A 25,282-nucleotide genomic window follows, 5' to 3' on the forward strand; every position below is an offset into this window, starting at 1 on the left:
GGGCCCGGCCCACCGCGATACGATCGCTCCGCCATGGAAATGAATGCCTCGTACACCAGTCTTGTCGCGGTCGGCGACTCGTTCACCGAAGGCATGTCGGACCTGCTGCCCGACGGGTCGTACCGCGGCTGGGCCGATGTGCTGGCCGGGCGGCTCGCTTCCCGCACGCCGGGGTTCCGCTACGCGAACCTCGCCGTGCGGGGCAAGCTGATCGGCCAGATCGTCGACGAGCAGGTCGACGCTGCCGCGGCCATGCGCGCCGATGTCGTCACACTGGTCGGCGGGCTCAACGACACGCTGCGGCCCAAGTGCGACATGGGCATGGTCCGCGGGCGTCTCGAAGAGGCCGTGGAGCGTCTCGCGCCCTCGTGCGGAACGCTCGTGCTCATGCGCAGCCCGGGACGCAACGGCCCCGTACTGGAACGCTTCCGTCCGCGGATGGAGGAGCTCTTCTCCCTGGTGGACGATCTGGCGGCCCGGCACGGTGCGGTCGTCGTCGACCTGTACGGGGCACCGGTGCTGGGTGACCCCCGGCTGTGGGACGTCGACCGCCTGCATCTGACGGCCGACGGTCACAGCAGGGTGGCCGAGGCGGTCTGGCAGACGCTGGGGCTGCCGCCCCGGAGCGACTGGCGTACCCCATTGCCGACCGCCGTGCCGCCGAGGTGGGCCACCCGGCGCGTCGAGGACGTCCGCTTCGCCCGCGAGCACCTGATCCCGTGGATCGGCCGTCGCCTGACCGGCCGCTCCTCCGGAGACGGGCGCACGGGCGCCCAGTACAGCGCCGAGCTGGGCCGGGCATTCTGGGTCACCCCCGAGAACGGCCACGCTCCCGGGCCCGTGGCGGCCTGGCGCCGCATCGAGCCGACGCCGCCCGCGTAGCGACACGCGCCCCGGCCGTCGTCGCTGTCCTGACCTGGGCCGTACCGATCGTGGACGCTCAAGAACCGCTGCAGGCGGCAGGTAAACTCTGGACACGTGACTGCTGTGTCTGCGAAGCCTCGCATCCCCAATGTCCTGGCCGGCCGCTATGCCTCCACGGAGCTGGCCGTCCTCTGGTCCCCCGAGCAGAAGGTGAAGCTGGAGCGCCGGCTGTGGCTGGCGGTGCTGCGCGCTCAGAAGGACCTCGGGATCGAGGTACCGGACGCCGCCCTGACCGACTACGAACGCGTCGTCGACCAGGTCGACCTGGCCTCGATCGCCGAGCGCGAGAAGATCACCCGGCACGACGTCAAGGCCCGGATCGAGGAGTTCAACGCGCTCGCCGGCCACGAGCAGGTCCACAAGGGCATGACCTCGCGGGACCTCACGGAGAACGTCGAGCAGCTCCAGATCCGACTCTCCCTGGAACTGATGCGGGACCGCACGGTGGCGGTCCTGGCCAGGCTCGGCAAGCTGGCGGGCGAGTACCGCGAGCTGGTCATGGCCGGCCGCTCCCACAATGTCGCCGCTCAGGCGACCACGCTCGGCAAGCGGTTCGCAACCGCTGCCGACGAGCTCCTGGTGGCGTACGGGCGGCTCGAGGATCTGCTGACCCGCTACCCGCTTCGGGGCATCAAGGGCCCCGTGGGCACTGCTCAGGACATGCTCGACCTGCTGGGCGGCGACGCCGACAAGCTCGCCGACCTCGAGCAGCGCATCGCGGTGCACCTCGGTTTCACCCAGGCCTTCACCTCTGTCGGCCAGGTGTACCCCCGTTCCCTCGACTACGACGTGGTGACCGCGCTGGTCCAGCTGGCCGCCGCGCCCTCGTCGGTCGCCAAGACGATCCGGCTGATGGCCGGGCACGAGCTGGTGACCGAGGGCTTCAAGCCGGGCCAGGTCGGCTCGTCCGCGATGCCGCACAAGATGAACACCCGGTCCTGCGAGCGTGTCAACGGCCTGATGGTGATCCTCCGCGGCTACGCGTCGATGACCGGCGAGCTCGCCGGCGACCAGTGGAACGAGGGCGACGTGTCCTGCTCCGTGGTCCGCCGGGTGGCGCTCCCGGATGCCTTCTTCGCCTTCGACGGTCTGCTGGAGACGTTCCTGACGGTGCTCGACGAATTCGGCGCGTTCCCCGCCGTCGTCGCCCGTGAGCTGGACCGTTACCTGCCGTTCCTCGCCACGACCAAGGTCCTCATGGGTGCGGTGCGTGCCGGCGTCGGCCGCGAGGTTGCCCACGAGGCGATCAAGGAGAACGCGGTCGCCTCGGCCCTGGCCATGCGCGAGCAGGGCGCAGAGCGCAATGAGCTGCTCGACAAGCTGGCCGCCGACGACCGCATCCCGCTTGACCGGGCGCAGCTCGACGCTCTGATGGCCGACAAGCTCTCCTTCACCGGTGCGGCAGGTGACCAGGTCACCTCGGTGGTCTCTCGCATCGAGGAGATCGTCAAGCAGCACCCCGAAGCAGCCGCGTACGCTCCGGGATCCATCCTCTGACGGCCTCGGCCTCCTGATCGGATGACACCCGAAGAACTCCAGGCCGCCCGTGACCGCACCGTTCCCGATGTGGTTTCGGGTGGCCTGCGCGTGTTGTTCTGCGGAATCAACCCGAGTCTGATGACGGGGGCCACCGGCCACCACTTCGCCCACCCCGGCAATCGTTTCTGGCCTGTTCTTCATCGGTCCGGTTTCACCCCCCGCCAGTTGAATCCCGCCGAACAGGGCGAGCTGCTGAAGTACGGTCTCGGCATCACCAATGTGGTCGCCCGGGCCACCGCTCGCGCGGACGAACTGTCCGCCGAGGAGTTCCGGGAGGGCGGACGGATTCTCGCCGCCAAGGTCGAAAGCCTGCAGCCTCAGTGGCTGGCGATCGTGGGCGTCACGGCCTATCGCACGGCCTTCGGCAGGCGGACCGCCCGGATCGGTCCGCAGGACCACACGGTCGGCGGCGCGCGCGTCTGGGCCCTGCCCAACCCGAGTGGGCTGAACGCTCACTGGACCATTCGGACGATGGCGGAGGAGTACGGGCGTCTGCTCGCCCGTGTCGAGCAGAACACCCTGCATACCTCGGAAGTGTCCTGACAGCTCCTGTCCACACGCCCCGGTATTCCGTTCCCTTCTTCACCATGGCAATCCGTCGTTCTCTGCGCTCTCACGGCGGGTCGACCTCCGTGACCACGACGCACAGTTCGCATCCGGGCCCGTCTTCTTCCAGGTAGAGGCCGAGTGCCGCCCATCGGTCCTCGATCCTCCACAGCTGGAGGAACTCGCACCCCGCGACCGTCTCGGCCCATGCCTCCGGGATCTCCTCCCCCGTGGCCATCCGCTCCTGCGCACTCCACAGACTGATCATCTGCGGCTCGCCCCAGCGTCCGGTAAGCAGTGTCAGCAGTGCATCATGCTCCGCCAGGCACTGCGCGCGATGCTCCAGTCTGCGTGCCTCGTCCTCGTCCCAGTGATCGACATCCGCATGCAGCGACACCCTGTGGTACCCCGGGCCGCTGGTTCTCGAGCCGGACCGGATGCGTTCCGCGGGGAACTCCACGGTACGCAACGCTTCGATGAGGCGAAGATGATGTGCGGTGGTCATGCCGTCAGTAAACCGTCCGGCACTGACAAACCGCCCCTGTCCTCGGTTCTGACCTGCCTTCGGCCATACGCGTGGAAGGATCACCGTGAGGTTTTCCCGGCTACGCGTCCCGGCGCCGTACCGCCCACCAGCCTGCCAGCAGGGCGACCAGCGCCCAGGCCGCTGTCACAGCAAGTCCGCTCCACGGTCCGAGGCTTCCCTGCGGGCTCTGATGAAGCACCACCTGCCCAGCGCGGTCCGGCAGATAGTCCGCGGCACTGCCCGCGACGTCACCGATCACGAACGGGACGATGAGCACGAACGGAATGAGCAGACTGAGTGCTGCAACGGCGCTGCGCAACAGTACGGTCAATCCGGCCGCGAGGAGAGCCATCAGCGCAAGATAGATCCCACCGCCGAACGCCGCCCGCAGAGCGCCCGGATCCCCCAGGTCTATCGTGTACTTGCCCATGAACAGCTGGCCCACCAGAAACGTGCTGAAGCTCGTGACCAGGCCGACGACGACCGCCGACGCCCCGACGACCGCGATCTTCGCGGTGTAGAAGAGTGTTCTGCGCGGAACGGCGGCGAGTGATATCCGCAGAGCGCTGTTGAGGAACTCGCAGGAGAGCGCCGTCGCTCCGAAGCTGATGGCCGCGAGCTGGCCGAAGTTCAGCGCGTAGAAGGCACCGAAGACCGGATCTGCGCCGGCATTGTCCGCCTCGGCCTGACCGACGGTCGGGAAGACGAGCAACGTGACGGCAAGTGTCACTACCACGACTGCGATCAGCGATCCCGCTGCGGAACGGAGTGATCTCATCTTGATCCACTCGGAACGCAGCACTGCGACGGTCGACATGGTCAGGCCTCCTGGTGGTGGGTGGAAGGGGTCGGCACCGACGCGAATTCGGCTGCGTTGGCGGTGAGGTCGAGGTAGGCCTGCTCCAATGTGGCCTGTTCGTCGGCAAGCTCCAGGATCGGAATGCCTTCGGCGGCGGCGAGCGCACCTATCTCTCCCGCTTTCGCGCCATCGATGGTCCAGCGACCGTCGTCGCCCTGTGTCGGGGTAAAGCCCTTGCGGGTCAGTAGGTCGCGGAGTCTCGTGGACTCGGTCGTGCGCACTCGGGCCCTGGGCCTGCTGCGGGAGTCCAGGAACTCCTGCATGGGCACGTCGGCCAGGAGCCTTCCGCGGCCGAGGATCACCAGGTGATCGGCGAATGACGAGGTTTCGTTCATCAGGTGACTGGAGACCAGGACTGTGCGTCCTTCGCGGGCCAGCCGCTTCATCAGCTCACGGATCCAGATGATGCCTTCCGGATCGAGGCCGTTCGACGGCTCGTCCAGCATCACGATCTCCGGGTCGCCCAGCAGGGCGGCCGCTATGCCCAGCCGCTGACGCATGCCGAGCGAGAAGGTCTTGATGCGGGCACCGCCGACCTGGCCGAGGCCGGCCTCTTCCAGGACTTCCTCCACTCTTCGTGCGCCGATGCCGTTGCTGACTGCGAGGGCCAGCAGGTGGTTCCGTGCGGTGCGCGAGCCGTGGGCGGCCTGAGCATCCAGCAGGGCGCCCACCCTGCGCAGGGGTTCACCGAGCTCGGCGTAGGGCTGTCCGCCGATCGTCGCGCTGCCGCCGGTGGGCCGGTCGAGGCCGAGCACGAGTCGCATGGTCGTGGACTTGCCCGCCCCGTTCGGGCCCAGAAATCCCGTGACGCGTCCCGGGCGCACGCTGAAGGTGAGGTTGTCCACGGCACGCTTCGTGCCGTACAGCTTGGTGAGTGCTTGGACGTCGATGCTGGTCATGTCCTCAGCATCGCGCCGTTGCCGGGTCGCCCGCCTCACTCGCGGGTGGGTTTCCCCTCCCTCTCACGGGGGAGCCGCCGCGCCCCGGTGAGCTGGCACGATGTCCGCATGTTCCGTCTCCTGCGGCCGCTCGCCGCGTCCGTCACCTACACCCGATGGCTTCATCTGCTCATCCCGGGTGCGGGCTACAGCGTGTGGGTCTTCATCTCGCCGGATTCGCCGTGGGTGCCGATGCTCTTCGCCGTGCCGATCGGTCTGTTGCCCGGGATGCGGCTCGCCGAAGGGGTACAGGCACAGCTGCTGCTCTCGCCGGAGGATCGTGGCAGAGCGGATCCTTCCATCTCCACGGCGTCGGCGAGTACCTGGGTCGACCGCTGGAGAACCGTGCTGTGGCTGGAGATGCGCCTGCTCCTCGCCGCTCCGGTATGGCTCGCCACGGTGTGGTTGCCGGTGACCGCGGTGGAGCTTTCTCTCGCCGCCTTCGGCCGGAGCCCGAGCAGTGAATGGCTCGTCCCCGGAGGGGAGCCGCACTGGTGGTTCGGGCTGTTCGTACCACTGCCCCTTCTGGCGCTGCTCTCCGTCGTCGTGGTGAGCGGCCGTCTGATCACCGCGGGCGCCCGGTGGCTGCTCGGGCCTTCGCAGGTGCAGCGGCTGACCGCCCTGGAGGAGCGCACGGAGCAGTTGCTGGAACGCAATCGCATCGCGCGTGAGCTGCACGACTCGATCGGCCACGCGTTGACGGTGGCGGTCGTACAGGCAGGCGCGGCCCGTGCGGCACAGGATCCGGCGTTCACCGAGCGGGCCCTCGCTGCCATCGAGGAGACCGGCCGGGACGCACTCGATGACCTGGAGCGGGTTCTGCGGGTTCTCCGCGAGTCGGAGGCGCCGGCCGGTCAGCGGCCGACGCTCGTGGAGGCGGACCGGCTCCTGGACTCCGCACGCGGCTCGGGGGCGAAGATCGACGCGGACATGTCGGGTCCTCTGGGGCAGGTTCCGGGCGCGATCTCCCGTGAGGGGTACCGGATCCTCCAGGAGTCCCTCACCAATGTGCTGAGACATTCGGGGTCGGTCCCCGTCCGTGTGCGGATCGCCGTCACCGAGGGTCGCCTGGAACTGGAAGTCACAAATCCGCTCGGGGACGCTGCCGCGGCCCCGGGCGGTGGCAGCGGGCTGCGTGGTATCCGGGAACGGGCGGCGCTGCTCGGCGGGAGGGCCACCACCGGCCCGTGCGAGGGGGAATGGCGGGTGCACGCGATTCTTCCGTTGGACGGGCTCCGGATCGCTCCGTAGCTACCGAACACCTGGCCTGGCTCGCAAGGCCGCATCCCTGCGGGGTCGCGGGCCGGCACCAGGCGAGGACCGCACGCCGAGCAACGTGGAACCCCCTAGGCTGTGCCAATGGCGGTCAGCGTACTTCTGGTAGACGACGAACCTCTCGTCCGCGCGGGGTTGCGCGCGATCCTCGATGCTCAACCCGATATCGAGGTCGTGGGCGAGGCCGGTGACGGCGCCGCGGTGATCCCGCTGCTGCATCAGCTGCGTCCCGATGTGGTGGCCATGGACGTCAGGATGCCGTTGATGGACGGGATCGAGGCCACACGCGTGGTGCTGCGCACGGTGCCCGACCCGCCGAAGATCCTTGTGGTGACGACGTTCGAGAACGACGAGTACGTCTATGAGGCGCTGCGTGCCGGGGCGGACGGTTTCCTCATCAAGCGGGCCCGGCCCACCGAAATCGTGAACGCGGTACGTCTGGTCGCCGAGGGCGAGTCCCTGCTCTTCCCCGCGGCAGTCCGGCAGCTCGCCGCCGAGTACGGGACCAGCAAGGCCCGCGCCGCCATGGAGCGGGCGGCTCTCACCGAGCGGGAGTCCGTGGTCCTCCGGCTCATGGCCCGTGGCCTGTCGAACGCGGAGATCGCCACCAAACTCCTGGTCGGCGTCGAGACGGTGAAGACCCATGTCAGCTCCGTACTGGCCAAGTTGGGTGCGAGGGACCGTACCCAAGCGGTGATCGCGGCATACGAGTCCGGGTTCGTCGCCCCGGGCTGAGATCGCCTTCCGGGAAACCGCCCCATCCCGTGGTCGCCCGACACCCGGGCAACGAGTACCATCCGCCTGACATGCGCTTGAGCTGGGAGGACACACCGTGGGCCGGCTGACCGGCGGGGATCCGTCACTGTTGCGACGCATCAATTCCGCAGTGGTGCTGCACGCGCTGCGTGGTGCCGGCTCCCCCACTCTGACGGATCTGACCAGGATCACCGGCCTGTCCCGGCCGACGGTCGAGGGGGTCGTGGAGGGACTCTTCGAGGCCGGGCTGGTCGTCGAATCGGTACCCGACGAGGGCGAGGCCCGGCGCCAGGGACGGCCGGCCCGCCGGTTCCGGTTCCGTGCCGAGGCCGGTCATCTGCTCGGCATCGAGATCGGTCCGCACCGCGTCTCCGCGCTGCTGTCGGGGCTGGACGGCCGGATCATCGGTGCGGGTGCCCGCGATGTGTCGGAGACCGCTTCCGCCGACGACCGGCTCGACAAGGTCAGGGCTGTGGTGGCCGACGTGCTGCGGCGGACCGGGGTCGCCCGGAGCAGTCTGCGCGCGGTGGGAGTTGGGAGCCCCGGCATCGTGGAGGCGGACGGGACGGTACGGCTCGGCACAGCGCTGCCGGGCTGGACGGGTCTCGCGCTGGGCGAGCGGCTGCGGCGCTCATTCCGCTGCCCGGTTCTGGTGGAGAACGATGCCAATGCGGCGGCGGTCGCGGAGCACTGGAAGGGCGCGGCCACCGAGTCCGACGACATCGTGTTCGTTCTGGCCGGGCTGAGTCCGGGGGCCGGATCGTTGATCGGCGGGCGGCTGCATCGCGGCTTCGGCGGCGCGGCGGGCGAGATCGGAGCGCTGCACCTGCTGGGGAGGGAGGCGACTCCGGAGCGGTTGCTGTCCACGACGGACACCCCCTTGGATCCGTTGGACGAGCCGGCCGTGGCTGACGTGTTCGCTCAGGCCCGGCGGGGCGACGTCCGGGCGCAGGAGGCGGTCGAGCGGTTCATTCAGCGGCTGGTGCACGATGTCGCTGCCCTGGTTCTGGCCCTGGACCCCGAGCTCGTCGTGGTGGGCGGTTGGGCCACCGGCCTCGACGACCTGCTCGATCCGCTCCGCAGCGAGCTGGCCCGCTACTGTCTGCGCCCGCCGCGGGTCGCGCTGTCGCTGCTCGGTGAGGCGGCGGTGGCCACCGGTGCGTTGCGGCTGGCTCTCGACCATGTGGAGGAGCAGTTGTTCGCGGTGGAGGGAACGGTGACGGCCCGCCGCTGAGAGCGACGGGCCGTACGGCTCCGGTCGGCACCACCGGTCGGGGTCAGGAGGCCTGGCGCTCCGGTCCGTGGTGGCTGATCTCCACCTTGCCCGCGTCACCGAAGGTGAGCCGGCAGGTGTCGGCCCGGTACGTGGCGACGGAGAGCGCGGCGGTTCCGCCCGCCACCAGGTAGCGGGTGGTGACGACCAGCACGGGAGCACCGGGGAGCCGGTCGAGTTCCTTGGCGTCGTCCGCCCGCGCCGAGCCCAGCTCGACGGAGCGGTCCTGCCCGTCGAGGCCGAGACGGTGCAGCTCGCGCAGGACCGCGCGGGCGCGGGCGGGCCCGGACGGTGCGTCGATCGCGGAGAGTTCGGGTACGGAGGACGACGGAACGTAGAGGAACTCCGCCGCGACCGTCTGGCCGTGGCTCGTCCGGATCCGGCGCACGACGTGCACCGGATCCGCGGCATCCACTTCGAGTACGGACGCGACCGATGACGGGGCAGGGGCCGCCGTGGCGTCCACCGCCTGCCAGGCCTCCGCCGCACCGTCGCCGGTCCAGTCCCGCTGCGCCGTGGAGACAGCCACGCCGACGCGCGGTGGGGCGACGGTCGTACCGACGCCGCGGCGGCGCTGGAGCCTGCCTTCAAGTTCGAGCTGCTCCAGCGCCTGCCGGAGCGTGGCCCTGGCGACTCCGAAACGGGCGGCGAGCTCACGCTCGTTGGGCAGGATCTCGCCCACCGCAAAGTCCGAGTCGAGTGCCTCACTGAGCACGGTCTTGAGGTGCCAGTACTTCGGCTCCTGCACCGATTCCAGCTGCGTGGTCCCCACCCTGTCCTCCGCAATCGCCCAGCGGATATTCCGCGACGTTATTTATTAAAGGTTCTTGCCTTAACGGTGAGACCATAGGACGGTACACACCCTTGGTCAAGACCAATCCTCCGTCGGTCACGCAGCGGAACGAACCCCTGCCGCAGAGCGTTCACAGGACGTTCGTGATGCCGTGAGACGCGCGCAGCACAAAGCCCCACGACCAGGGACTCCTGGTTCTGGTGGTTGTCGCGGCACCTCAGCCGGGGGCGGGATGAGCTCCAGGACGCGCGGGAACCGAGGCCGACAGGCAGCCGGGCAGCCGACCGCCTGCCGTCTGAGCGGGTGGCGGATCGCCGCCTCGCACGGCGAGGCGCGGCACCGGGGCATGCGGGTCCGGCCCGATCCAAACGAAAGCCCTCACAGTCGCCGCGAGCCCGTCGAACCGATTTCCCCCATCGGCCGCAGACGCACGCGTGGCGGCCCGCCACGCCCTCCGTGGCCAACGCCTTGGCCGGGAACTCTGGCAGAGCGTCTCACCGAGCCCCTCACCGCAGCCGGCGGATCACCCATTCCGCGACGCCCCTGGATTCCGCCCTGGAAGTGGAGCCACGGACTCGCCCGCGAGACGCTACGACCGACCTGCAGTGGAGAATTGATGGAGTTTGTCGGGATTACGAACGATATACACGCAATGAACTACTCCGTCCAGAATTCCGAGCTGCACGACCGAGTCGACCTCGTCCTCGATGAGGAGCAACAGCGCCGGGCCGCCGTTGAGTTCCAGGATCCGGGCATCCAGGCGCCCGGACTGTTCGCGGGCGACCGCGAGCAGGAAGCGGCCGACCTTGTCGGCACTGTCGATGATCCGCAGCGGGGCCCTGGACTTCCCGCCGCCGTCCCCGACGAGCCGCACGTCGGGCGCGAGCAGTGCCAGCAGCCCCTCGATATCCCCTCCTGCCGCCGCGGCGAGAAACCGTTCGGTGAGGTCGCGGCACTGGGCCGGGTCGACGTCGTAGCGCGGTTTGCGCTCCTCCACATGACGTCGCGCGCGCCCCGCCAGCTGACGCACGGCCGGCTCGCCCCGGTCGAGTGCGACAGCGATCTCCGCGTACGGAAAGCCGAACGCCTCGCGCAGCACGAACACGGCCCGCTCCAGGGGCGACAGGGACTCCAGGACGACGAGCACGGCGACCGATACGGAGTCGGCCAGCACAGCCTTTTCCGCGGTGTCGGGCACGGCCGGTCCGAAGTGGGTGACGACCGGATCCGGCAGCCATGGCCCGACATACGCCTCACGGCGCGACCGCACCTGCCGGAGCCGGTCGACGGCGAGGCGGGTGACGATCCGCACGAGGAAGGCGCGCGGCTCGCGTACGTCCTCGCGCGGCGCGGCGGACCAGCGGAGCCAGGCCTCCTGCACCACGTCCTCGGCGTCCGTGATCCGGCCCAGCATGCGATAGGCGACGCCGGTGAGGACGGAACGGTGGTTCTCGAAGACGTCGGTCGCGGTGTCGGCTGTCACTCCCCCATCCCAGCCCACACGCTCCGCCCTGTCCAGCGTGAGCGGGCCGCCCCCTTGAACTGCGCGCTACTCGACGGTAATTGTTGTTGACGAAACGTCTAAGCCGCTTACCGGCATGGCCCGTTCATGCCGGATCACCCCAGGAGCCCAGCATGGCCAGCACGGCGTCGTTCAGCGTCGAATCGCCCCAGGGACCCCGGACCGTCTCCGTGGCGTACGAGCGGACCGGCACCGGTGAACCACTGCTCCTGCTCCACGGCATCGGCCACCACCACCAGGCCTGGGACCCGGTGCTGTCCGCGCTGTCCGCGGAGCGGGATGTGCTGGCCGTCGACCTGCCCGGCTTCGGTGAATCACCGGAGCTCCCCGAGGGGTTGTCGTACGATCTGCCGACCGTGGTCGCGGTCCTCGACGCGTTCTGCGTGGAGACGGGCCTGGCGCGGCCTCATGTGGCGGGCAATTCGCTGGGCGGTCTGCTGGCCCTGGAGCTCGGGCGGCAGAAGCTGGTGCGATCGGTGACCGCACTCTCGCCCGGCGGATTCTGGACCGGGAGCGAGCGGCTCCTGGCGTTCGGCACGCTGCGGGCCATGCGACGGGCCGCACGCTCAATGCCGGTCGGGCTGATCGAACGGCTCTCCCGTAGTACGGCCGGGCGCACCGCTCTGACCAGCAGCATCTACGCCCGGCCCGGCCGCCGTTCACCCGAGGCCGTCGTCGCGGAGACCTTCGCTCTGCGGCAGGCCGCCGGATTCGACCAGACGCTCGCCGCCGGGCGGAGCGCCGCGTTCACCCATGACGTACCGGGACTGCCCGTGACGGTCGCCTGGGGCAGCCGCGACCGGATACTGCTGCGGCGGCAGGGGGTCAGGGCCAAGCACACCATCCCCGACGCCCGGCTGGTTCGTCTGCCCGGCTGCGGTCATGTGCCGATGAACGACGATCCGGCGATGGTGGCCCGCGTCATCCTCGACACCAGCCGCTGAACTCGCGACGGCCCGTGCGCTCGCGACGGCCGCCGGCTCCGCGCCACGCGCCGCCGCATGCCTTTGCAGGACCCCGGATCCGAGGGCGACCCCGAGCCCGACGAGCAGGCTGCCGCACGTCTGGGCGAACCCGTACGAGCCGGTGCCGACGAGTGGTGCGGTGAGCGCGGCGGATACCGGGATCAGACCGGAGAAGAGGGTGGCACGCTCGGTGCCGATGCGCTGCATGCCCATGTACCAGCAGACGAAACCGACGACCGTGACCACGGCCGCCTGCCACAGCAGCGCGACCGCCTCGGCCCCGGTGGGTGTGCGCAGCGCGGCGTCGCCGTCCAGGGCCACCCCGAGCGCCGCCGACTCGACGGCCGCGACGCCGCACACGACGGCCGAGAGCAGTTTCGGCCCGAGCGGCCTCAGTACCGGCGCCGCCAGAACGGCGAAGCCGACCTCGCCCGCCAGTGCGCCCGCCGAGCACAGGATGCCGGCCAGGTCCGCGCGGCCCCACCCCTGGACGGTGAAGGCCCCGGCGGCGACCAGTCCGGCCGCGCACAGCACCGTACGCGTGGGTCTGCGGCCGTCCGTCAGCGGAACGAGCACGGCGACGACGATCGGCGCGCAGCCGACGAACACCCCGGGAACCGCGGGTTCGGCCGATCGTTCCGCACCGAGCACGGCCAGGTTGAAGCCGACCATGCCGACGGCGGCCAGCAGCGCGAGCCGCCCCCATTGGCGCGGGGTGAGGGTGCGCAGCACGGCGAACGGACGGGGCCGGCCCTCGCGGACCAGGACCGGTACGAGCAGGAGTGCCGCCAGGCCGTAGCGCAGCGCCTGGCCGCCCGCGTACGGATAGTCGCCCAGCACACTGTTGGCGGTGAAGGAGGCACCCACGAGGATGCAGGCGAAGGCGGCCAGGAATGCCCCGCGCAGCGAGTCGACGTTCATGGGACCGACGCTAGGCAGCCGGGCGGACCGGGTTAAGGTCCACTTCCATGACGTCTTCGGGGACCAATCCGGGAACCGGCTCACACACCGGCGGCCCGTCGGCCGGCGGTGCACGGAGCAGTGGTTTCGGCTCCGCCGCCTGGGAGTTGCTGCTTCCGGCCGCCGGGGCTCCGGCACGTCGGCGTGGTCGCGCGCTGCAGTCGGCCCTGCGTGAGGCCGTGCGGTCCGGCCGTCTCGCTCCGGGCACCCGGCTGCCGTCGAGCCGGGCGCTCGCCGCCGATCTGCGGGTGTCGCGGGGGCTGGTGACCGAGGCGTACGAGCAGCTCGCGGCCGAAGGCTATCTGCGCAGCGGGCGCGGTGCGGGCACCTGGGTGAGCGAGTCGGTCCGGGCTCCGGTCCCCGGGGCGCGTGATCTGGCGCCGCGCGCCGCGGGCGTGCGCGTCGACTTCCGGCCCGGCACACCCGATCTGTCGCTGTTCCCGCGCGCCGCCTGGGCCGCCGCGCACCGCTCGGTGCTCGGTCGGCTGCCGCACGGCGCGCTCGGCTACCCCGACCCTCGTGGGCTGCCGGCGCTGCGGGACGCCCTGGCCGCGCTGCTGGCCCGACGTCGCGGAGTGGTCGCCGATCCGGAGCGCCTGGTGGTGTGCTCCGGCGTGGCGCAGGCGACGACGCTGCTGGGATTCGTGCTGCGGGGGAGAGGTATCCGGACCGTCGGTGTGGAGGACCCGGGAAGTCCCGAGCACTCCGAGCTGTTCGGGTCGGCAGGGATCACCGCCGTCGATCTGCCGCTCGATGCCGAGGGGCTCGCGGTCGATCCCCTCGTACGCTCGGGCGTACGCGCGGTCCTGACCACGCCCGCCCACCAGTTCCCCACCGGAATCGCCTACTCCGCACAGCGTCGCAGCCGGCTCCTGGACTGGGCCCGCGAGGTGGACGGGCTGATCGTCGAGGACGACTACGACGGTGACTTCCGCTACGACCGGGCGGCCGTCGGAGCACTCCAGGGGCTCGACCCCGAGCACGTCGCCTACACCGGCTCCGTCAGCAAGTCGCTGGCTCCCGGACTGCGTCTGGGCTGGCTGCTGGCGCCCGCGGCCATGACCGAGGAGATCATCGCCCGTAAACGCACGATGGATCTCGGCAATCCGGCCGTCGACCAGGCGGTCCTCGCCGACTTCGTCGTCCGGGGCGGTTACGACCGGCAGTTGCGCCGCTGCCAGCGCGCCTATCGTGAGCGCCGGGACACCCTCACATCGGCGCTGGCGAAGCACTTCCCGGGTACCGAGGTGACCGGGATCGCCGCCGGCCTCCACGCCATCGCCGCGCTGCCCGAGCGGTACGGCCCCGAGCCGGCGCTCCTGGCACGCGCGGCCGCGGCCGGAATCGCCCTGCGACCGCTCAGCGCCTGCGGTACCGCGCCGGCCGAGGACGGGGCCGTCCGCCTGGTCCTCGGCTACGCCCACCTGGCTCCGCCGGAGATCGAGGCGGGGGTACGGATGCTGGCCGATTCTCGAGGGTGCCGGGTGTTCATCTGAGGTTGGCGTGTCCGCCGCCGGGGGGCACGAGGGTGGAAGCGACCGACGAGCCCTCCGTTCGTTTCGCCGACCGCTGCCCCGAAAGGCGCCTCGATGTCGAACCGTCCCCCCTTCCCGCCCCCCGCCCGCCGCAGTGTGCTGCGCGGTTCGCTCGCCGTGTCGGCCGCGCTCGCCGTCCCCGCGGTGGGCTCCGCCGCCCCCGCCTTCGCGCTGTCCGGCCGGCCGCGCGCGGAGTGGGGTGTGCAGGTGGGCGACGTGACCTCCTCGTCCGCGCTGGTCTGGGTGCGGTCGGACCGTCCGGCCCGGATGACCGTGGAGACGTCGGCGACGGAGTCGTTCCGGCGGGCCCGTACCTGGCACGGCCCGCTCGTCGGCCCCGGCACCGACTTCACCGGGACGACGCCGCTGTACGGGCTGCCGCCGGGCGAGCAGGTGCACTACCGGGTGACCCTCGCCGACCCCCATGACCCCCGCCGCACCGGCAAGCCGGTGTACGGGACCTTCCGGACGGCGCCCGCCCGGCGCCGGGACGGGGTGCGCTTCCTGTGGTCCGGGGACATCGCGGGACAGGGCTGGGGCATCAATCCGGACATCGGCGGCTACGTGGTGTACGACGAGATGCGCCGTCTCGACCCGGATTTCTTCCTCTGCAGCGGTGACAACATCTATGCGGACGGGGTGATCGAGCCGAGCGTGACGCTGCCCGACGGACGGGTCTGGCGCAATGTCACCACCGAGGAGAAGGCGAAGGTCGCCGAGACCCTCGCCGAGTACCGCGGGAACTTCCGCTACAACCTGCTGGACCACAATCTCCGCGCGTTCAACGCCCAGGTGCCGTCGATCGTTCAGTGGGACGACCACGAGGTGCGCAACAACTGGTACCCGGGGCAGATTCTCGACGACACCCGGTACACGGAGAAGAACGTGGACGTGCTCGCGGCACGTTCGATGCGGGCGTTCCGCGAGTACTTCCCGGTGTCGACGCCGCAGTCCCGGTCCGGGGAGGGGCGGATGCACCGGGTGGTCCGCCACGGCCCGCTGCTCGACGTGTTCGTCCTCGACATGCGGTCGTTCCGCAACGCCAACTCCCCCGGCCGGCAGCCCGACGACACGACCGGCATCCTCGGTGCCGAGCAGCTCACCTGGCTCAAGCACGAGCTGTCCCGGTCCCGCGCGGTGTGGAAGGTGATCGCCGCCGACATGCCGCTGGGCCTGGTGGTCACCGACGGCGCCACGGACTTCGAGGCGGTGGCGCAGGGCGATCCCGGGAAGCCGCTCGGGCGCGAACTGCAGATCGCGGAACTGCTGCGGTTCGTCAAGCACCGGCGGATCACCGGCACGGTCTGGCTGACGGCCGATGTGCACTACACCTCCGCGCAGCACTACGCGCCGGAGCGCGCGGCGTTCAAGGACTTCGCGCCGTTCTGGGAGTTCGTCTCCGGTCCGCTGGCGGCAGGCCAGTTCCAGGCGAACGACCTCGACGCGACCTTCGGCCCCGACCGCGTCTTCGTGCGCGCCCCCGACCGGGCGAACGTGTCGCCGATGGAGGCGCCGCAGTACTTCGGCGAGGTCGACATCGACGGCGACAGTGGTGAGCTGACCGTGCGTCTGCGGGCCCAGGGCGGCTCCGTCCTGTTCACCAAGGTGCTGCAACCGGGGCGCGTCGGGCAGTGATCCGCTGACCGCCGATCGGCCCCCGTGCACCGGCGGGGGCCGATTGTCAGTGGTGGGTTCTACGGTTTTTCCATGACCCGATCCGTTCAGGCCTTGGCCTACGTACGCTCGTCCGCCGTGGAGTCCTCGCAGGCCGGGCCGCTCCTCGGCCTGGAAACCGCAGGCGGCCTCACACCGCGCGGGGCGGAGCCCCATCCCCGCTTCTTCTCGGGCTTCCTCACCTCCGCGGCGATCGCCGCCCGGGGGCTGCTCGCCGTGGCGGACGTGGCGTCCACACGGTATTACCAGCGCACCCTCGCGTCGTCGCTCGACCCGGTCGTGACGGGCAACGGCGACCGTCTGCGCTTCGAGTCGTTCTCCGGCTGCTGCGGGGTGTACGCGCGCCTGGATGTGCTCCAGGAGGGCCTGGACGGCGGGCGGACGGACCACGGCACCACCAATGTGGATGTCAACAACCCGCTGCGCGAGGCGCTGTCGCGGATATCGGGGGACGATCCGCTGCATCTGCGGGTGGGCCCGGAGGAATTGGCAGTGACCACGCTGGACGGCCCGGTCGTGGAGAAAAAGGTGCCGCTGCCCGACCGGTGGCTGCGCGGCTTCGCGGAGGCGCAGGTGGTCTCGGCCGGGTTCGATCTGCGGGCCGAGCTGTCCGCCGCCGAGGCCGTGCGGTTCCTGCGCTCGCTGCCTCGTTCGTCGGGCAACGCCTCGCGCGGTGCCCGGTGGGTGGTGCCCGCCGGGAAGACGCTCCGGCCGACGACCCGGCCGGTGCCCGGGGCCGTGTGCCTGCCGGGACCGGAACGGCTGGTCGCGCTGCAGCGGGTGCTGCGCCATGCGATCGCCCTGCGTGTGTACGGGCCGGTCGGCGACGGGGCGGCGACCGCGAGCGCCTGGGAGGCCGTGCTGCCGGGCATGCGGCTCACGCTGACGCTCTCGCCGGATGCCGCCCGCGGGTTCTCCGGCGAGGGCGGGGTGCTGGACGCGCTGGCCACCGACGACGCGGCGGCCGATGCCGAGCTGGTGTCCGTGTTGCTGGCCTGGGAGCCCCGGATCGACACCGCGGACCTGGCCGCCCGGTCCGGCCTCTCGGTGGAGCGGGTCCGGGCGGCGCTGACCCGGCTGGGCACGGCGGGCCGGGTCGGCTACGACCTCGCGGACGCGGCGTACTTCCACCGCGAGCTGCCGTACGACGCGGACCGGGCCGAGCGGCACAACCCCCGTCTGGTGGCGGCCCGGCAGCTCGCCGGTTCGGGCGCAGTCGTGCTCGATGCGGACATGGCGGCCGTGACATCGGGCGATCATCGGTACCAGGTGAGGGAGAAGGACGGCATGCTGAGTTGTACCTGCAAGTGGTGGGCGGACTACCAGGGCCGACGCGGCCCGTGCAAACACGCGCTGGCCGTCCGGATGGTCCGGCGCGGGGCACTGGTCGCCGGGGGTGTGCGATGAGCGAGCTGATGACCGCCGTGCGGGAGTCGCGCACGCACGAACTGCCGGCTCTGCTGGCCAAGATGGACACGGCAGAACGCCGGGCGGCGCTGGTCGAGCTGAAGACCCTCCGCAAGGAGGTTCGGGGCTGGAGCTGGGACAGCCAGAGAAAGATCATCAGGCCGCTGCTCGTGGCCGGTGCGGGCTGTCACACCGGAGCGGCGGCGTGTGCCACCTGGATCGCGGGCCGGGATCTGCTGGGCTGGGACCGCCCTCCCTTCACCTTGGTCGTCGCAGCCATGGCGGACCGTGACCCGGAGTGGCTCGGCGATGTCGCGCACCGGCTGGCGGCCCGGCCCGCAACGGCGGAGACCACCTACGACCTGATCTCCCGGCTGGTGCGGAAGTCCCAGTGCGCGGTGCCCACGACGGACGGCTTCGTGCGGGGCTGGCTCCAGACGGTGTCGACCTACCAGTGGCAGCGGGAGAAGAGGAAGCCGTTCATCGACATGCTCCGGGCCGACCCGTTCGCATCGGTGCTGCTGCCGCGGATCTTCGAAGTGCAGGAGCTGCCGCCGCAGATGCTCTGGTCCTACGAGACGGACGACGAGCGCCGCTGGGACGTCACCCTGGCCGCGCTTCCCCAGACGGGTCTGCTGGAGCGCGCGGCGCTCGTCGACGGCTGCGTGAGCCGGCTGCTCCGTGGTGGAAAGCCGGGTGAGCAGCGCTTCTTCCTCAGTACGCTGCGCCTTCTCGACCTGACCGAGCAGGAGGAGGCGGAGCGGGTCCCGGACTGGATCGGGATGGCCGCGGACGCCATGTCCACCGTCGCCGCTCATGCCCAGCAGGTGCTCGGCCGGCTGGACGAGCGCGGCAGGCTCTCCGCGCGGACGCTGGCGGAGGTGTCGGGTGCCGTGCTGTTCCGCACCGAGAAGAAGCTGGTCCGGTCCCAGCTCGTGCTGCTCGGCAAGGCGCTGCGCCGTGATCCGTCGGCCGCCGACGAACTGCTGCCCGTGGTGGTGGGAGCCTTCGAGCACGAGGACATGGACGTGCAGGAGCGGGCGCTCAGTCTCGTGGGCCGCTATCTTTCGGCCACCGGAGCCGGGGTGCGGGAGGAACTCGCCCTGTCGGCATCGTTGCTCGGCCCGGCGCACCGCACGCTGGTGACCGAGGTGTTCGGTGTCTCGGCGGTCGGGGAGCCGGAGCCGGAGGAGTACGAGGAAGTGCTGCCCCCGGAGCCCGTCGCCCGGCGTCTCGACCCGGCGCCCTTGTCGCTTCCCGAGCTGGTCGAGGACGTGGTGGTGCTGGGCCGCGCCTCCGCTCCGGAGATCCCGGTCTTCGAGCGGGTACTGGACGGCCTGGTGCGCCATGCCCACACCGACCGGTCGGCGCTGACCGGGGCGTTGCGCGAAGCACTGACGGGCGAGTGGTGGATGACCGGCGGATCGGGGGAGGGCGATCTGCCGCACTGGTCCGCACGGCAGATCCGCACGGCGGAAGGGATCGAGCCGGTCCTGGCCGTACTGCTCGGACATCTGTCGCCCCAGGTCGTGGCGGACGAGCTCGCCTCCTGGACTGGTACGGAGTCCTGCGTCCATGCCTCACTGCAGGGAATTCTGCGGGCCCGGGTGTGGGATGCCGCCGAGGCCGTGCTGACCGGCGATCGCCCGTTCCTGGTGGCGACCCCGACCTGGCACACCGGCTCGCTCGACCCCTCGGTACTGGTCGACCGGCTGCGGGAGTACCAGCGGCTCGGTCTGCGGCCCGGTCAGACCGACTTCGCCCAGGCCGTGCTGCGGGTGCGGCGTCATGGGCAGGACGGGGCTGCGGCTGCGGCCGAGGGGCTGGGAACGCCCGAGGGCGAGCGGCTGGCCAGCTGGCTGCGGGCCGACGAACCGCTCGCCGAGGTGTACCGCTTCGACCTGGAGAAGAAGACCAGACGCGGGCAGACGGTCGAGCGGACGCATCGGATCCTGATGGCCACCAGGGAACGGCCGTTCATCAAGGAGGTGCTCCCGCGCTCCTTCCACTGGCTCGGGCAGCCGCAGATCCCGACGCACAACCCGTGCTACCACTGGGGCGAGCGCCCCGAGCACTGGGTCGCCACCCTGCCGGAGGACGCCGAGACCCTGGCCGCCCGGCTGCTGCCGAACACGGCGAACAACGTGATCGAGGAGATACAGAACGCCGCCCGGCCGCTCACGCTGCTGGCCGAGCTCGACGGCCCCGTGGGCGAGGCCCTTCATCTGACGCTGGCGTACGGGCTGGGCGCCCGGCATCCCGAGGACCGTCTGGCGGCGGTGGACGCCCTGCTGATCCTCGCCACCCGGCAGCGGCTCGACGCGACGCTGCTCGGTGAGCGGATCGCGGCCCTGCTCGACTGCGGTCTGATCAAGCCCGTCCGCCTCGCCGACTCCGTCCGCACCGCCGCCGTGACCGGGGCGTACCGGACGGTGCTCTCCGTGCTGACCGGGGTGCTGCCGGGGGTGCTGGCGCACGAGAAGGCGCCACGTGGAGCGGGTGATCTGCTCGCCGTGGCCGCCGAGTGCGTCGAGCACTGCGGCACGACGGAGACCGAGGAGATATCCGGGCTCTCGAGGACCGCGGCGCGCGGTGGGTCCTCGCAGCTGGTCCGTCAGGCGAAGCGGCTGGCGGAGGCGTGGAAGGCCGGCGCCCCACGCGGATAAGGGCACCGCACACCCGGAGCACCTCCGGAGCGCGCCCGGAACACACCTGGAACCAATGGCCGAAAACAACCTGAAAGGGATCAGCTTCGCATGTAACCCATCGGTCACAGGGCGTTCGTGATCAGGCAACAACACTCGGTCAGAGTGAGTGCATGACTGATACGACACCCGAGAAGTCCGCCCGCCGCCCCCATCACTGGCGGCGGGACGTGACCGAACTGGCCGCCCTGTTCACCGCGGTCGCGGTGGCCGACGCCGTCGCGAACCTGATCGGCCACCAGCCGGGCGGGCCGTACCTGTTGATCGTCTCGGCGCTGGCGCTGGCCGTGACGGCCGGGTTCCACACCTGGTGGGCCCGCCGCCACAGCCACGCACCGCCACCGCGCGACGACACCGGCACGGCCCCGGATCCCGGCACCGGCTCGGGCACCGGGTCCGGCACCGGCGCCGCCGCCCGGACGGCGGCCGGTGCGGGTGCGGCGCCGTCCGCCAAGGACACGGTGCTATGGCAGATGCGGACCACGGTGCGCGACGCCCCGGGAAGTCTGGCGGTGGTGTGCGGCGCCCTCGCCCGGCACGGAGTGGACATCCTCACCCTCCAGACCCACCCGCTGGGCCGGGGCACGGTGGACGAGTTCCTGCTGCGCGCGCCCGCCCGGCTTCCGGCACGGGAGCTGAGCCGGGCGGTCTCCGCCGCCGGCGGAGGTTCGACGTGGATCGAGCGGGCCGACACCCACGATCTGGTCGACGCCCCGACCCGCGTCCTGGGCCTCGCCACCCGCACCGCACTGGACGCCGCGGAACTCCCCCTCGCCCTGAGGCAGTTGCTCGGCCGCTGCACCATCCATTCGCTCCCCGCCGTCTCGGTCACCGGCCGGGAGACCGGTGCGAGCGCCCCCGTCGAAGGAGTGCTGGAGGCAACGGTGATGCGGCTGCGTGACCCCTCGGGGGGCGCCCTCACGATCGAGCGGCCGCATCTTCCGTTCACACCGACCGAGTTCGCCCGGGCACGCGCCCTGGTCGAGCTCGATGCCCGGCTCGGTCCTCGCGTCCCGCGCGGCGCCCAGGTCCTCACCCTGCCCGAGGGCAACGAGATCACCGTACGCCGCGCCGATCCGGACGACCTGCCCGCCGCACGCGCGATGCACGGCCGGTGCTCCGAGCGGACGCTGCGGCTGCGCTACCACGGGCCGGTACTCGACGCCGACCGCTACCTCGACCATCTGCTCGGCCCCCGCTTCGGCCGCACCCTGGCCGTGCAGACGGCCTCGGGCCGGCTGGTCGCCCTCGGACACCTGCTCTGGGACGGTGACGAGACCGAGGTGGCCCTCCTCGTCGAGGACGACTGGCAGCGCCGCGGCATCGGCTCCGAACTGCTGCGCCGACTGGTCGCACTCGCGATCGAGGCGGGCTGCGAGAGCGTCTACGCCGTCACCCAGGCATCGAACACCGGCATGGTCGCGGCCATGCGTTCGCTGGCCCTGCCGCTGGACTACCAGATCGAGGAGGGCACCCTCGTCATCACGGCACGGCTGGACGCGACCCCGGTGCGCTCACTACCCCCGTACGAGCAGGTCGGCCGCTGATTCACCGGCCCCTGCGGCCGGGTGCTCGGCGTCCTGCGCGCCGAGTGCCCGGTGCAGGTCGGCCCACAGGTCCTCGACGTCCTCCAGGCCCACCGACATCCGCAGCAACCGGTCCCCGACACCGGAGGCATGCCGGTCCCCCTCGTCCACGATGCGGTGGCTGATGGAGGCCGGGTGCTGGATCAGGGTGTCCACGCTGCCCAGACTGACCGCCGGTGTGATGAGGCGGACCGCCGAGATCACCCGATGCGGGTCGCCATGCACCTCGAACGAGACCATCGCGCCGCCCAGTTCCGGGTAATGGACCCGGGCGACACGCGGATCCGCCGTCAGCCTGCGGGACAGTTCGGCGGCGCTCGCGGACGCCGCCCGTACCCGTACCGGAAGGGTGGACAGACCACGCAGCAGAAGGAATCCGGCCATCGGGTGCAGCACCCCGCCGGTGGCGAAGCGCACCTTCCGCAGAACGGACGCGAACTCCTCGTCGCAGGCGACGACCCCGCCCATCACGTCGCCGTGCCCGCCGAGGTACTTGGTGGCGCTGTGCAGCACGATCCGGGCGCCGTCCTCGACGGGCCGCTGGAGCACCGGCGTGGCGAAGGTGTTGTCGACGAGCAGGGGTACGGAACCGCAGGAGTGCGCGATCGCCCGGATGTCGACCTCGGCGAGGGTGGGATTGGCGGGGGTCTCCACCATCACCAGCCCGGTCTCCGGACGGATGGCCTCCGCGATGCCCGCCGGATCGGTCCAGGTCACCTCCGTACCCAGCAGTCCCGCGCCCAGCAGGTGGTCGCTGCATCCGTAGAGCGGGCGGACCGCGACCACATGGCGCAGGCCCATGCTGGCGCGGGCCAGCAGCACGGCGGTCAGGGCCGCCATTCCGCTGGCGAACGCGACGGCGCTCTCGGTGCCCTCGAGCCGCGCGAGGGCGGTCTCGAACCGGGCGGTCGTCGGGTTGTCCAGCCGTGCGTAGACCGGCGGGCCCTCGAGCCGGGCACCGGTGGCGGCGAAGGTGTCGATCCGCTCCGCCTCGGCCCTGGAGTCGTACGACGGATAGGTGGTGGACAGATCGATCGGCGGCGTATGCAGTCCGAGGGCGGCGAGATCGTCACGGCCCGCGTGCACGGCTTCGGTGGCCAGCGCCCTGGGCCGGTGGGTGACCGGGGGCGCGGTCGGGGTTTCGGTGTCCATGGCCCCACTCTGAACATTCACCGGCCAGTCCGGTGGAACACCCGTGCTACGTTCGGCCGATGGCTGAATCTGTCGCTCTCGACCCGGTGGATCTGCACATTCTGCGGCTGCTGCAGAACGATGCCCGGACCACGTACCGCGAGCTGGCCGCCGAGGTCGGTGTCGCGCCGTCGACGTGTCTGGACCGGGTGACCCGGCTCCGCCGGTCGGGCGTCATTCTCGGCCACCAGCTGCGACTGGACCCGGCACGGCTCGGCAGGGGTCTGGAGGCGCTGCTCTCCGTGCAGGTCCGTCCGCACCGCAGGGAGCTCATCGGTCCGTTCGTCGAGCGCATCAGGGCGCTGCCGGAGTCCCGCGCACTGTTCCATCTGACCGGCCCCGACGATTATCTGGTCCATGTCGCCGTCACCGGCACGGCCGATCTGCAGCGCCTCGTGCTCGACGAATTCACCTCCCGCCGCGAAGTGGCCCGGGTCGAGACCCGGCTGATATTCCAGCAGTGGGAATGCGGCCCCATGCTGCCGCCCGCCGCGTTTTCGTCGGAGCAGGGCCGCTGAGGCCGAATGATGTGACGCGGAGGCCGTCTCCGTACGAGGATGTCCGCATGTCAGACACTTCCAGCAACGCGCTGCCCCGTCAGGTCGCCGACGCCTACGTCGACGCGTTCGTCGCACTCGATCCGGTCTCCGGAACATATCTCGGTGTCGCGGAGAGCTCGCGCCGCCTTCCCGATTTCTCGCCGGCCGGGCAGGACGCCCTTGCCGAACTCGCCCGTACCACCCTGGTGAAGCTCGACGCTGCAGAGCAGCTGCCCGGTGCGGACAGCGAGGCCGAGCGCCGCTGCGGCCGCCTGCTGCGCGAGCGCCTCATGGCGGAGCTCGCCGTTCACGAGGCCGAGGAGGGACTGCGCACCGTCTCCAACCTCTCCTCCCCGGCGCACAGCATCCGCGACGTGTTCACGGTGACGCCCACCGAGACCGATGAGGACTGGGCCGCGATCGTGGACCGGCTCCACGCGGTGCCGGCCGCTCTCGAGGGCTACCGCGCCTCGCTCGCGCTCGGTCTGGAGCGCAAGCTGTACGGCGGCCCGCGCGCCGCGGCCACGTTCATCGGCCAGCTCGACGAATGGGCGGGCCAGGGCGGGAACGGCTTCTTCCAGGAGTTCGCGGCCCAGGGCCCGGAGGGGGCGCGCACCGCCCTGGACGAGGGCGCCCGGCTGGCCACGGAGGCGGTGGCGGCCCTCCGCGACTGGATGCGCGACGTGTACGCCCCGGCCGTCCAGGGCGCGCCGGACACGGTGGGCCGCGAACGCTACGCCCGCTGGGTTCGTTACTTCAACGGCACCGACCTGGATCTCGACGAGGCGTACGCGTACGGCTGGTCCGAGTACCACCGTCTGCTCGGCGAGATGCGGGCCGAGGCCGAGAAGGTGCTGCCGGGCGCCGGTCCCTGGGAGGCGCTGGCCCATCTCGACGTGCACGGCACGCACATCGAGGGCGTCGACGAGGTGCAGGCCTGGCTGCAGAAGCTGATGGACGAGGCGGTCGAGGCGCTCGACGGCACCCACTTCGAACTCGCCGAGCGGGTACGGAAGGTGGAGTCCCGGATCGCCCCGCCCGGCGGAGCCGCCGCCCCGTACTACACGGGCCCCTCCGAGGACTTCTCCCGCCCCGGCCGCACCTGGCTCCCCACGATGGGCGAGACCCGTTTCCCGGTGTACGACCTGGTGTCGACCTGGTACCACGAGGGTGTGCCGGGTCATCACCTTCAGATCGCGCAGTGGGCCCACGTGGCCGACAGCCTGTCCCGCTACCAGGCGTCGATCGGCGGGGTCAGCGCCAACTGCGAGGGCTGGGCGCTCTACGCGGAGCGGCTGATGGACGAGCTGGGCTTCCTGCCGGACGCGGAACGCCGTCTGGGCTACCTGGACGCGCAGATGATGCGGGCCTGCCGGGTGATCGTGGACATCGGCATGCACGCGGGCATGGAGATCCCGGCCGACTCCCCCTTCCACCCGGGCGAGCGCTGGACCCCGGACCTGGCTCAGGAGTTCTTCGGCAACCACAGCGGCCGTCCCGCCGACTTCGTGGAGAGCGAACTGACCCGCTACCTCTCGATGCCGGGGCAGGCCATCGGCTACAAGCTGGGCGAGCGGGCCTGGCTGCTGGGCCGGGAGAACGCCCGCAAGGCGCACGGCGACGCCTTCGACGCCAAGGCCTGGCACATGGCGGCGCTGTCGCAGGGGCCGCTCGGGCTCGACGACCTCGTCGAGGAACTGTCCCGGCTCTGATCCCCGTGCCGGCGGCCGGCCCCGGTCCCTCGGACCGCGGGCCCGGCCGCTCCCCGG

The 25,282-nt window shown here is 71.1% G+C and carries 20 protein-coding genes and 1 pseudogene; 14 read left to right on the top strand and 7 right to left on the bottom strand.

All coding sequences use genetic code 11. From position 1 onward, the window contains the following. The first annotated feature begins 33 nt into the window (after window positions 1-33). From ACFCV8_RS14305 to mug, 3 genes are all read left to right on the top strand, one after another. Complete coding sequence (locus ACFCV8_RS14305; RefSeq protein ID WP_376685624.1) at window positions 34-882, top strand: SGNH/GDSL hydrolase family protein; 849 nt, start codon at window positions 34-36, stop codon at window positions 880-882. A gap of 96 nt (window positions 883-978) precedes the next feature. Then, window positions 979-2,421, top strand: a complete 1,443-nt coding sequence (gene purB / locus ACFCV8_RS14310) for an adenylosuccinate lyase (protein WP_376685625.1) — start codon at window positions 979-981, stop codon at window positions 2,419-2,421. Window positions 2,422-2,442: 21 nt separating this feature from the next. Then, window positions 2,443-3,006 (top strand): G/U mismatch-specific DNA glycosylase, encoded by a 564-nt coding sequence (gene mug, locus ACFCV8_RS14315; RefSeq protein WP_376685626.1) that lies wholly within the window; start codon window positions 2,443-2,445, stop codon window positions 3,004-3,006. 70 nt (window positions 3,007-3,076) lie between these two features. Here mug and ACFCV8_RS14320 read toward each other — a convergent pair whose 3' ends face one another. The 3 genes from ACFCV8_RS14320 to ACFCV8_RS14330 all read right to left on the bottom strand — a co-directional run bounded on the left by ACFCV8_RS14320 (window position 3,077) and on the right by ACFCV8_RS14330 (window position 5,293). After that, complete coding sequence (locus ACFCV8_RS14320; protein WP_376685627.1) at window positions 3,077-3,514, bottom strand: hypothetical protein; 438 nt, start codon at window positions 3,512-3,514, stop codon at window positions 3,077-3,079. A 100-nt stretch (window positions 3,515-3,614) separates the two neighbouring features. Next, entirely contained in the window at window positions 3,615-4,352 is a 738-nt protein-coding gene (locus tag ACFCV8_RS14325; RefSeq protein WP_376685628.1) for an ABC transporter permease, read from the bottom strand. Between the two features lie 2 nt (window positions 4,353-4,354). Beyond that, complete coding sequence (locus tag ACFCV8_RS14330; RefSeq protein ID WP_376685629.1) at window positions 4,355-5,293, bottom strand: ATP-binding cassette domain-containing protein; 939 nt, start codon at window positions 5,291-5,293, stop codon at window positions 4,355-4,357. Window positions 5,294-5,401: 108 nt separating this feature from the next. Here ACFCV8_RS14330 and ACFCV8_RS14335 point away from each other — a divergent pair, with 108 nt between their 5' ends. The 3 genes from ACFCV8_RS14335 to ACFCV8_RS14345 all read left to right on the top strand — a co-directional run bounded on the left by ACFCV8_RS14335 (window position 5,402) and on the right by ACFCV8_RS14345 (window position 8,597). Further along, window positions 5,402-6,583, top strand: a complete 1,182-nt coding sequence (locus ACFCV8_RS14335) for a sensor histidine kinase (RefSeq protein WP_376685630.1) — start codon at window positions 5,402-5,404, stop codon at window positions 6,581-6,583. A 108-nt stretch (window positions 6,584-6,691) separates the two neighbouring features. Continuing rightward, on the top strand, window positions 6,692-7,342 hold the full coding sequence (locus ACFCV8_RS14340) for a response regulator (RefSeq protein ID WP_376685631.1): 651 nt from the start codon (window positions 6,692-6,694) through the stop codon (window positions 7,340-7,342). Window positions 7,343-7,439: 97 nt separating this feature from the next. Beyond that, a complete protein-coding gene (locus ACFCV8_RS14345) occupies window positions 7,440-8,597 on the top strand; it encodes an ROK family transcriptional regulator (protein ID WP_376685632.1) in 1,158 nt (385 codons plus the stop codon). A gap of 43 nt (window positions 8,598-8,640) precedes the next feature. Here ACFCV8_RS14345 and ACFCV8_RS14350 read toward each other — a convergent pair whose 3' ends face one another. Together ACFCV8_RS14350 and sigJ are read right to left on the bottom strand one after the other, a co-directional pair. After that, a complete protein-coding gene (locus ACFCV8_RS14350; RefSeq protein WP_376685633.1) occupies window positions 8,641-9,408 on the bottom strand; it encodes a GntR family transcriptional regulator in 768 nt (255 codons plus the stop codon). Window positions 9,409-10,018: 610 nt separating this feature from the next. Then, window positions 10,019-10,912, bottom strand: a complete 894-nt coding sequence (gene sigJ / locus ACFCV8_RS14355; protein WP_376685634.1) for an RNA polymerase sigma factor SigJ — start codon at window positions 10,910-10,912, stop codon at window positions 10,019-10,021. Window positions 10,913-11,064: 152 nt separating this feature from the next. Here sigJ and ACFCV8_RS14360 point away from each other — a divergent pair, with 152 nt between their 5' ends. Continuing rightward, window positions 11,065-11,895, top strand: a complete 831-nt coding sequence (locus tag ACFCV8_RS14360) for an alpha/beta fold hydrolase (RefSeq protein ID WP_376685635.1) — start codon at window positions 11,065-11,067, stop codon at window positions 11,893-11,895. Between the two features lie 141 nt (window positions 11,896-12,036). Here the strand turns inward: ACFCV8_RS14360 and ACFCV8_RS14365 are convergent. Next, window positions 12,037-12,837: pseudogene (locus ACFCV8_RS14365) on the bottom strand (DMT family transporter); the annotation flags it as partial. Window positions 12,838-12,884: 47 nt separating this feature from the next. Between ACFCV8_RS14365 and ACFCV8_RS14370 the strand changes: the two are divergent. The 5 genes from ACFCV8_RS14370 to ACFCV8_RS14390 all read left to right on the top strand — a co-directional run bounded on the left by ACFCV8_RS14370 (window position 12,885) and on the right by ACFCV8_RS14390 (window position 21,744). Then, a complete protein-coding gene (locus ACFCV8_RS14370; RefSeq protein ID WP_376685636.1) occupies window positions 12,885-14,372 on the top strand; it encodes a PLP-dependent aminotransferase family protein in 1,488 nt (495 codons plus the stop codon). 93 nt (window positions 14,373-14,465) lie between these two features. Further along, a complete protein-coding gene (locus ACFCV8_RS14375; protein WP_376685637.1) occupies window positions 14,466-16,046 on the top strand; it encodes an alkaline phosphatase D family protein in 1,581 nt (526 codons plus the stop codon). 72 nt (window positions 16,047-16,118) lie between these two features. Continuing rightward, entirely contained in the window at window positions 16,119-17,492 is a 1,374-nt protein-coding gene (locus ACFCV8_RS14380; RefSeq protein WP_376685638.1) for an SWIM zinc finger family protein, read from the top strand. Further along, on the top strand, window positions 17,489-20,158 hold the full coding sequence (locus ACFCV8_RS14385; protein ID WP_376685639.1) for a DUF6493 family protein: 2,670 nt from the start codon (window positions 17,489-17,491) through the stop codon (window positions 20,156-20,158). The genes ACFCV8_RS14380 and ACFCV8_RS14385 overlap by 4 nt, the downstream gene beginning before the upstream one ends. A gap of 152 nt (window positions 20,159-20,310) precedes the next feature. Then, entirely contained in the window at window positions 20,311-21,744 is a 1,434-nt protein-coding gene (locus ACFCV8_RS14390) for a GNAT family N-acetyltransferase (protein WP_376685640.1), read from the top strand. Here the strand turns inward: ACFCV8_RS14390 and ACFCV8_RS14395 are convergent. After that, the gene (locus ACFCV8_RS14395; protein ID WP_376685641.1) at window positions 21,715-22,935 is read right to left on the bottom strand and encodes a trans-sulfuration enzyme family protein; all 1,221 of its coding nucleotides are present in this window, start codon (window positions 22,933-22,935) and stop codon (window positions 21,715-21,717) included. The two genes, ACFCV8_RS14390 and ACFCV8_RS14395, sit on opposite strands and share 30 nt — an antisense overlap. A gap of 59 nt (window positions 22,936-22,994) precedes the next feature. Here ACFCV8_RS14395 and ACFCV8_RS14400 point away from each other — a divergent pair, with 59 nt between their 5' ends. Together ACFCV8_RS14400 and ACFCV8_RS14405 are read left to right on the top strand one after the other, a co-directional pair. Next, window positions 22,995-23,492, top strand: coding sequence for an Lrp/AsnC family transcriptional regulator (locus tag ACFCV8_RS14400; RefSeq protein ID WP_376685642.1), 498 nt, complete (start codon window positions 22,995-22,997; stop codon window positions 23,490-23,492). 47 nt (window positions 23,493-23,539) lie between these two features. Then, window positions 23,540-25,225 (top strand): DUF885 domain-containing protein, encoded by a 1,686-nt coding sequence (locus tag ACFCV8_RS14405; protein WP_376685643.1) that lies wholly within the window; start codon window positions 23,540-23,542, stop codon window positions 25,223-25,225. The last annotated feature ends 57 nt before the right edge of the window (window positions 25,226-25,282 follow it).

The sequence above is a fragment of the Streptomyces sp. NPDC056347 genome, assembly GCF_042262625.1.
Classification (GTDB): domain Bacteria; phylum Actinomycetota; class Actinomycetes; order Streptomycetales; family Streptomycetaceae; genus Streptomyces.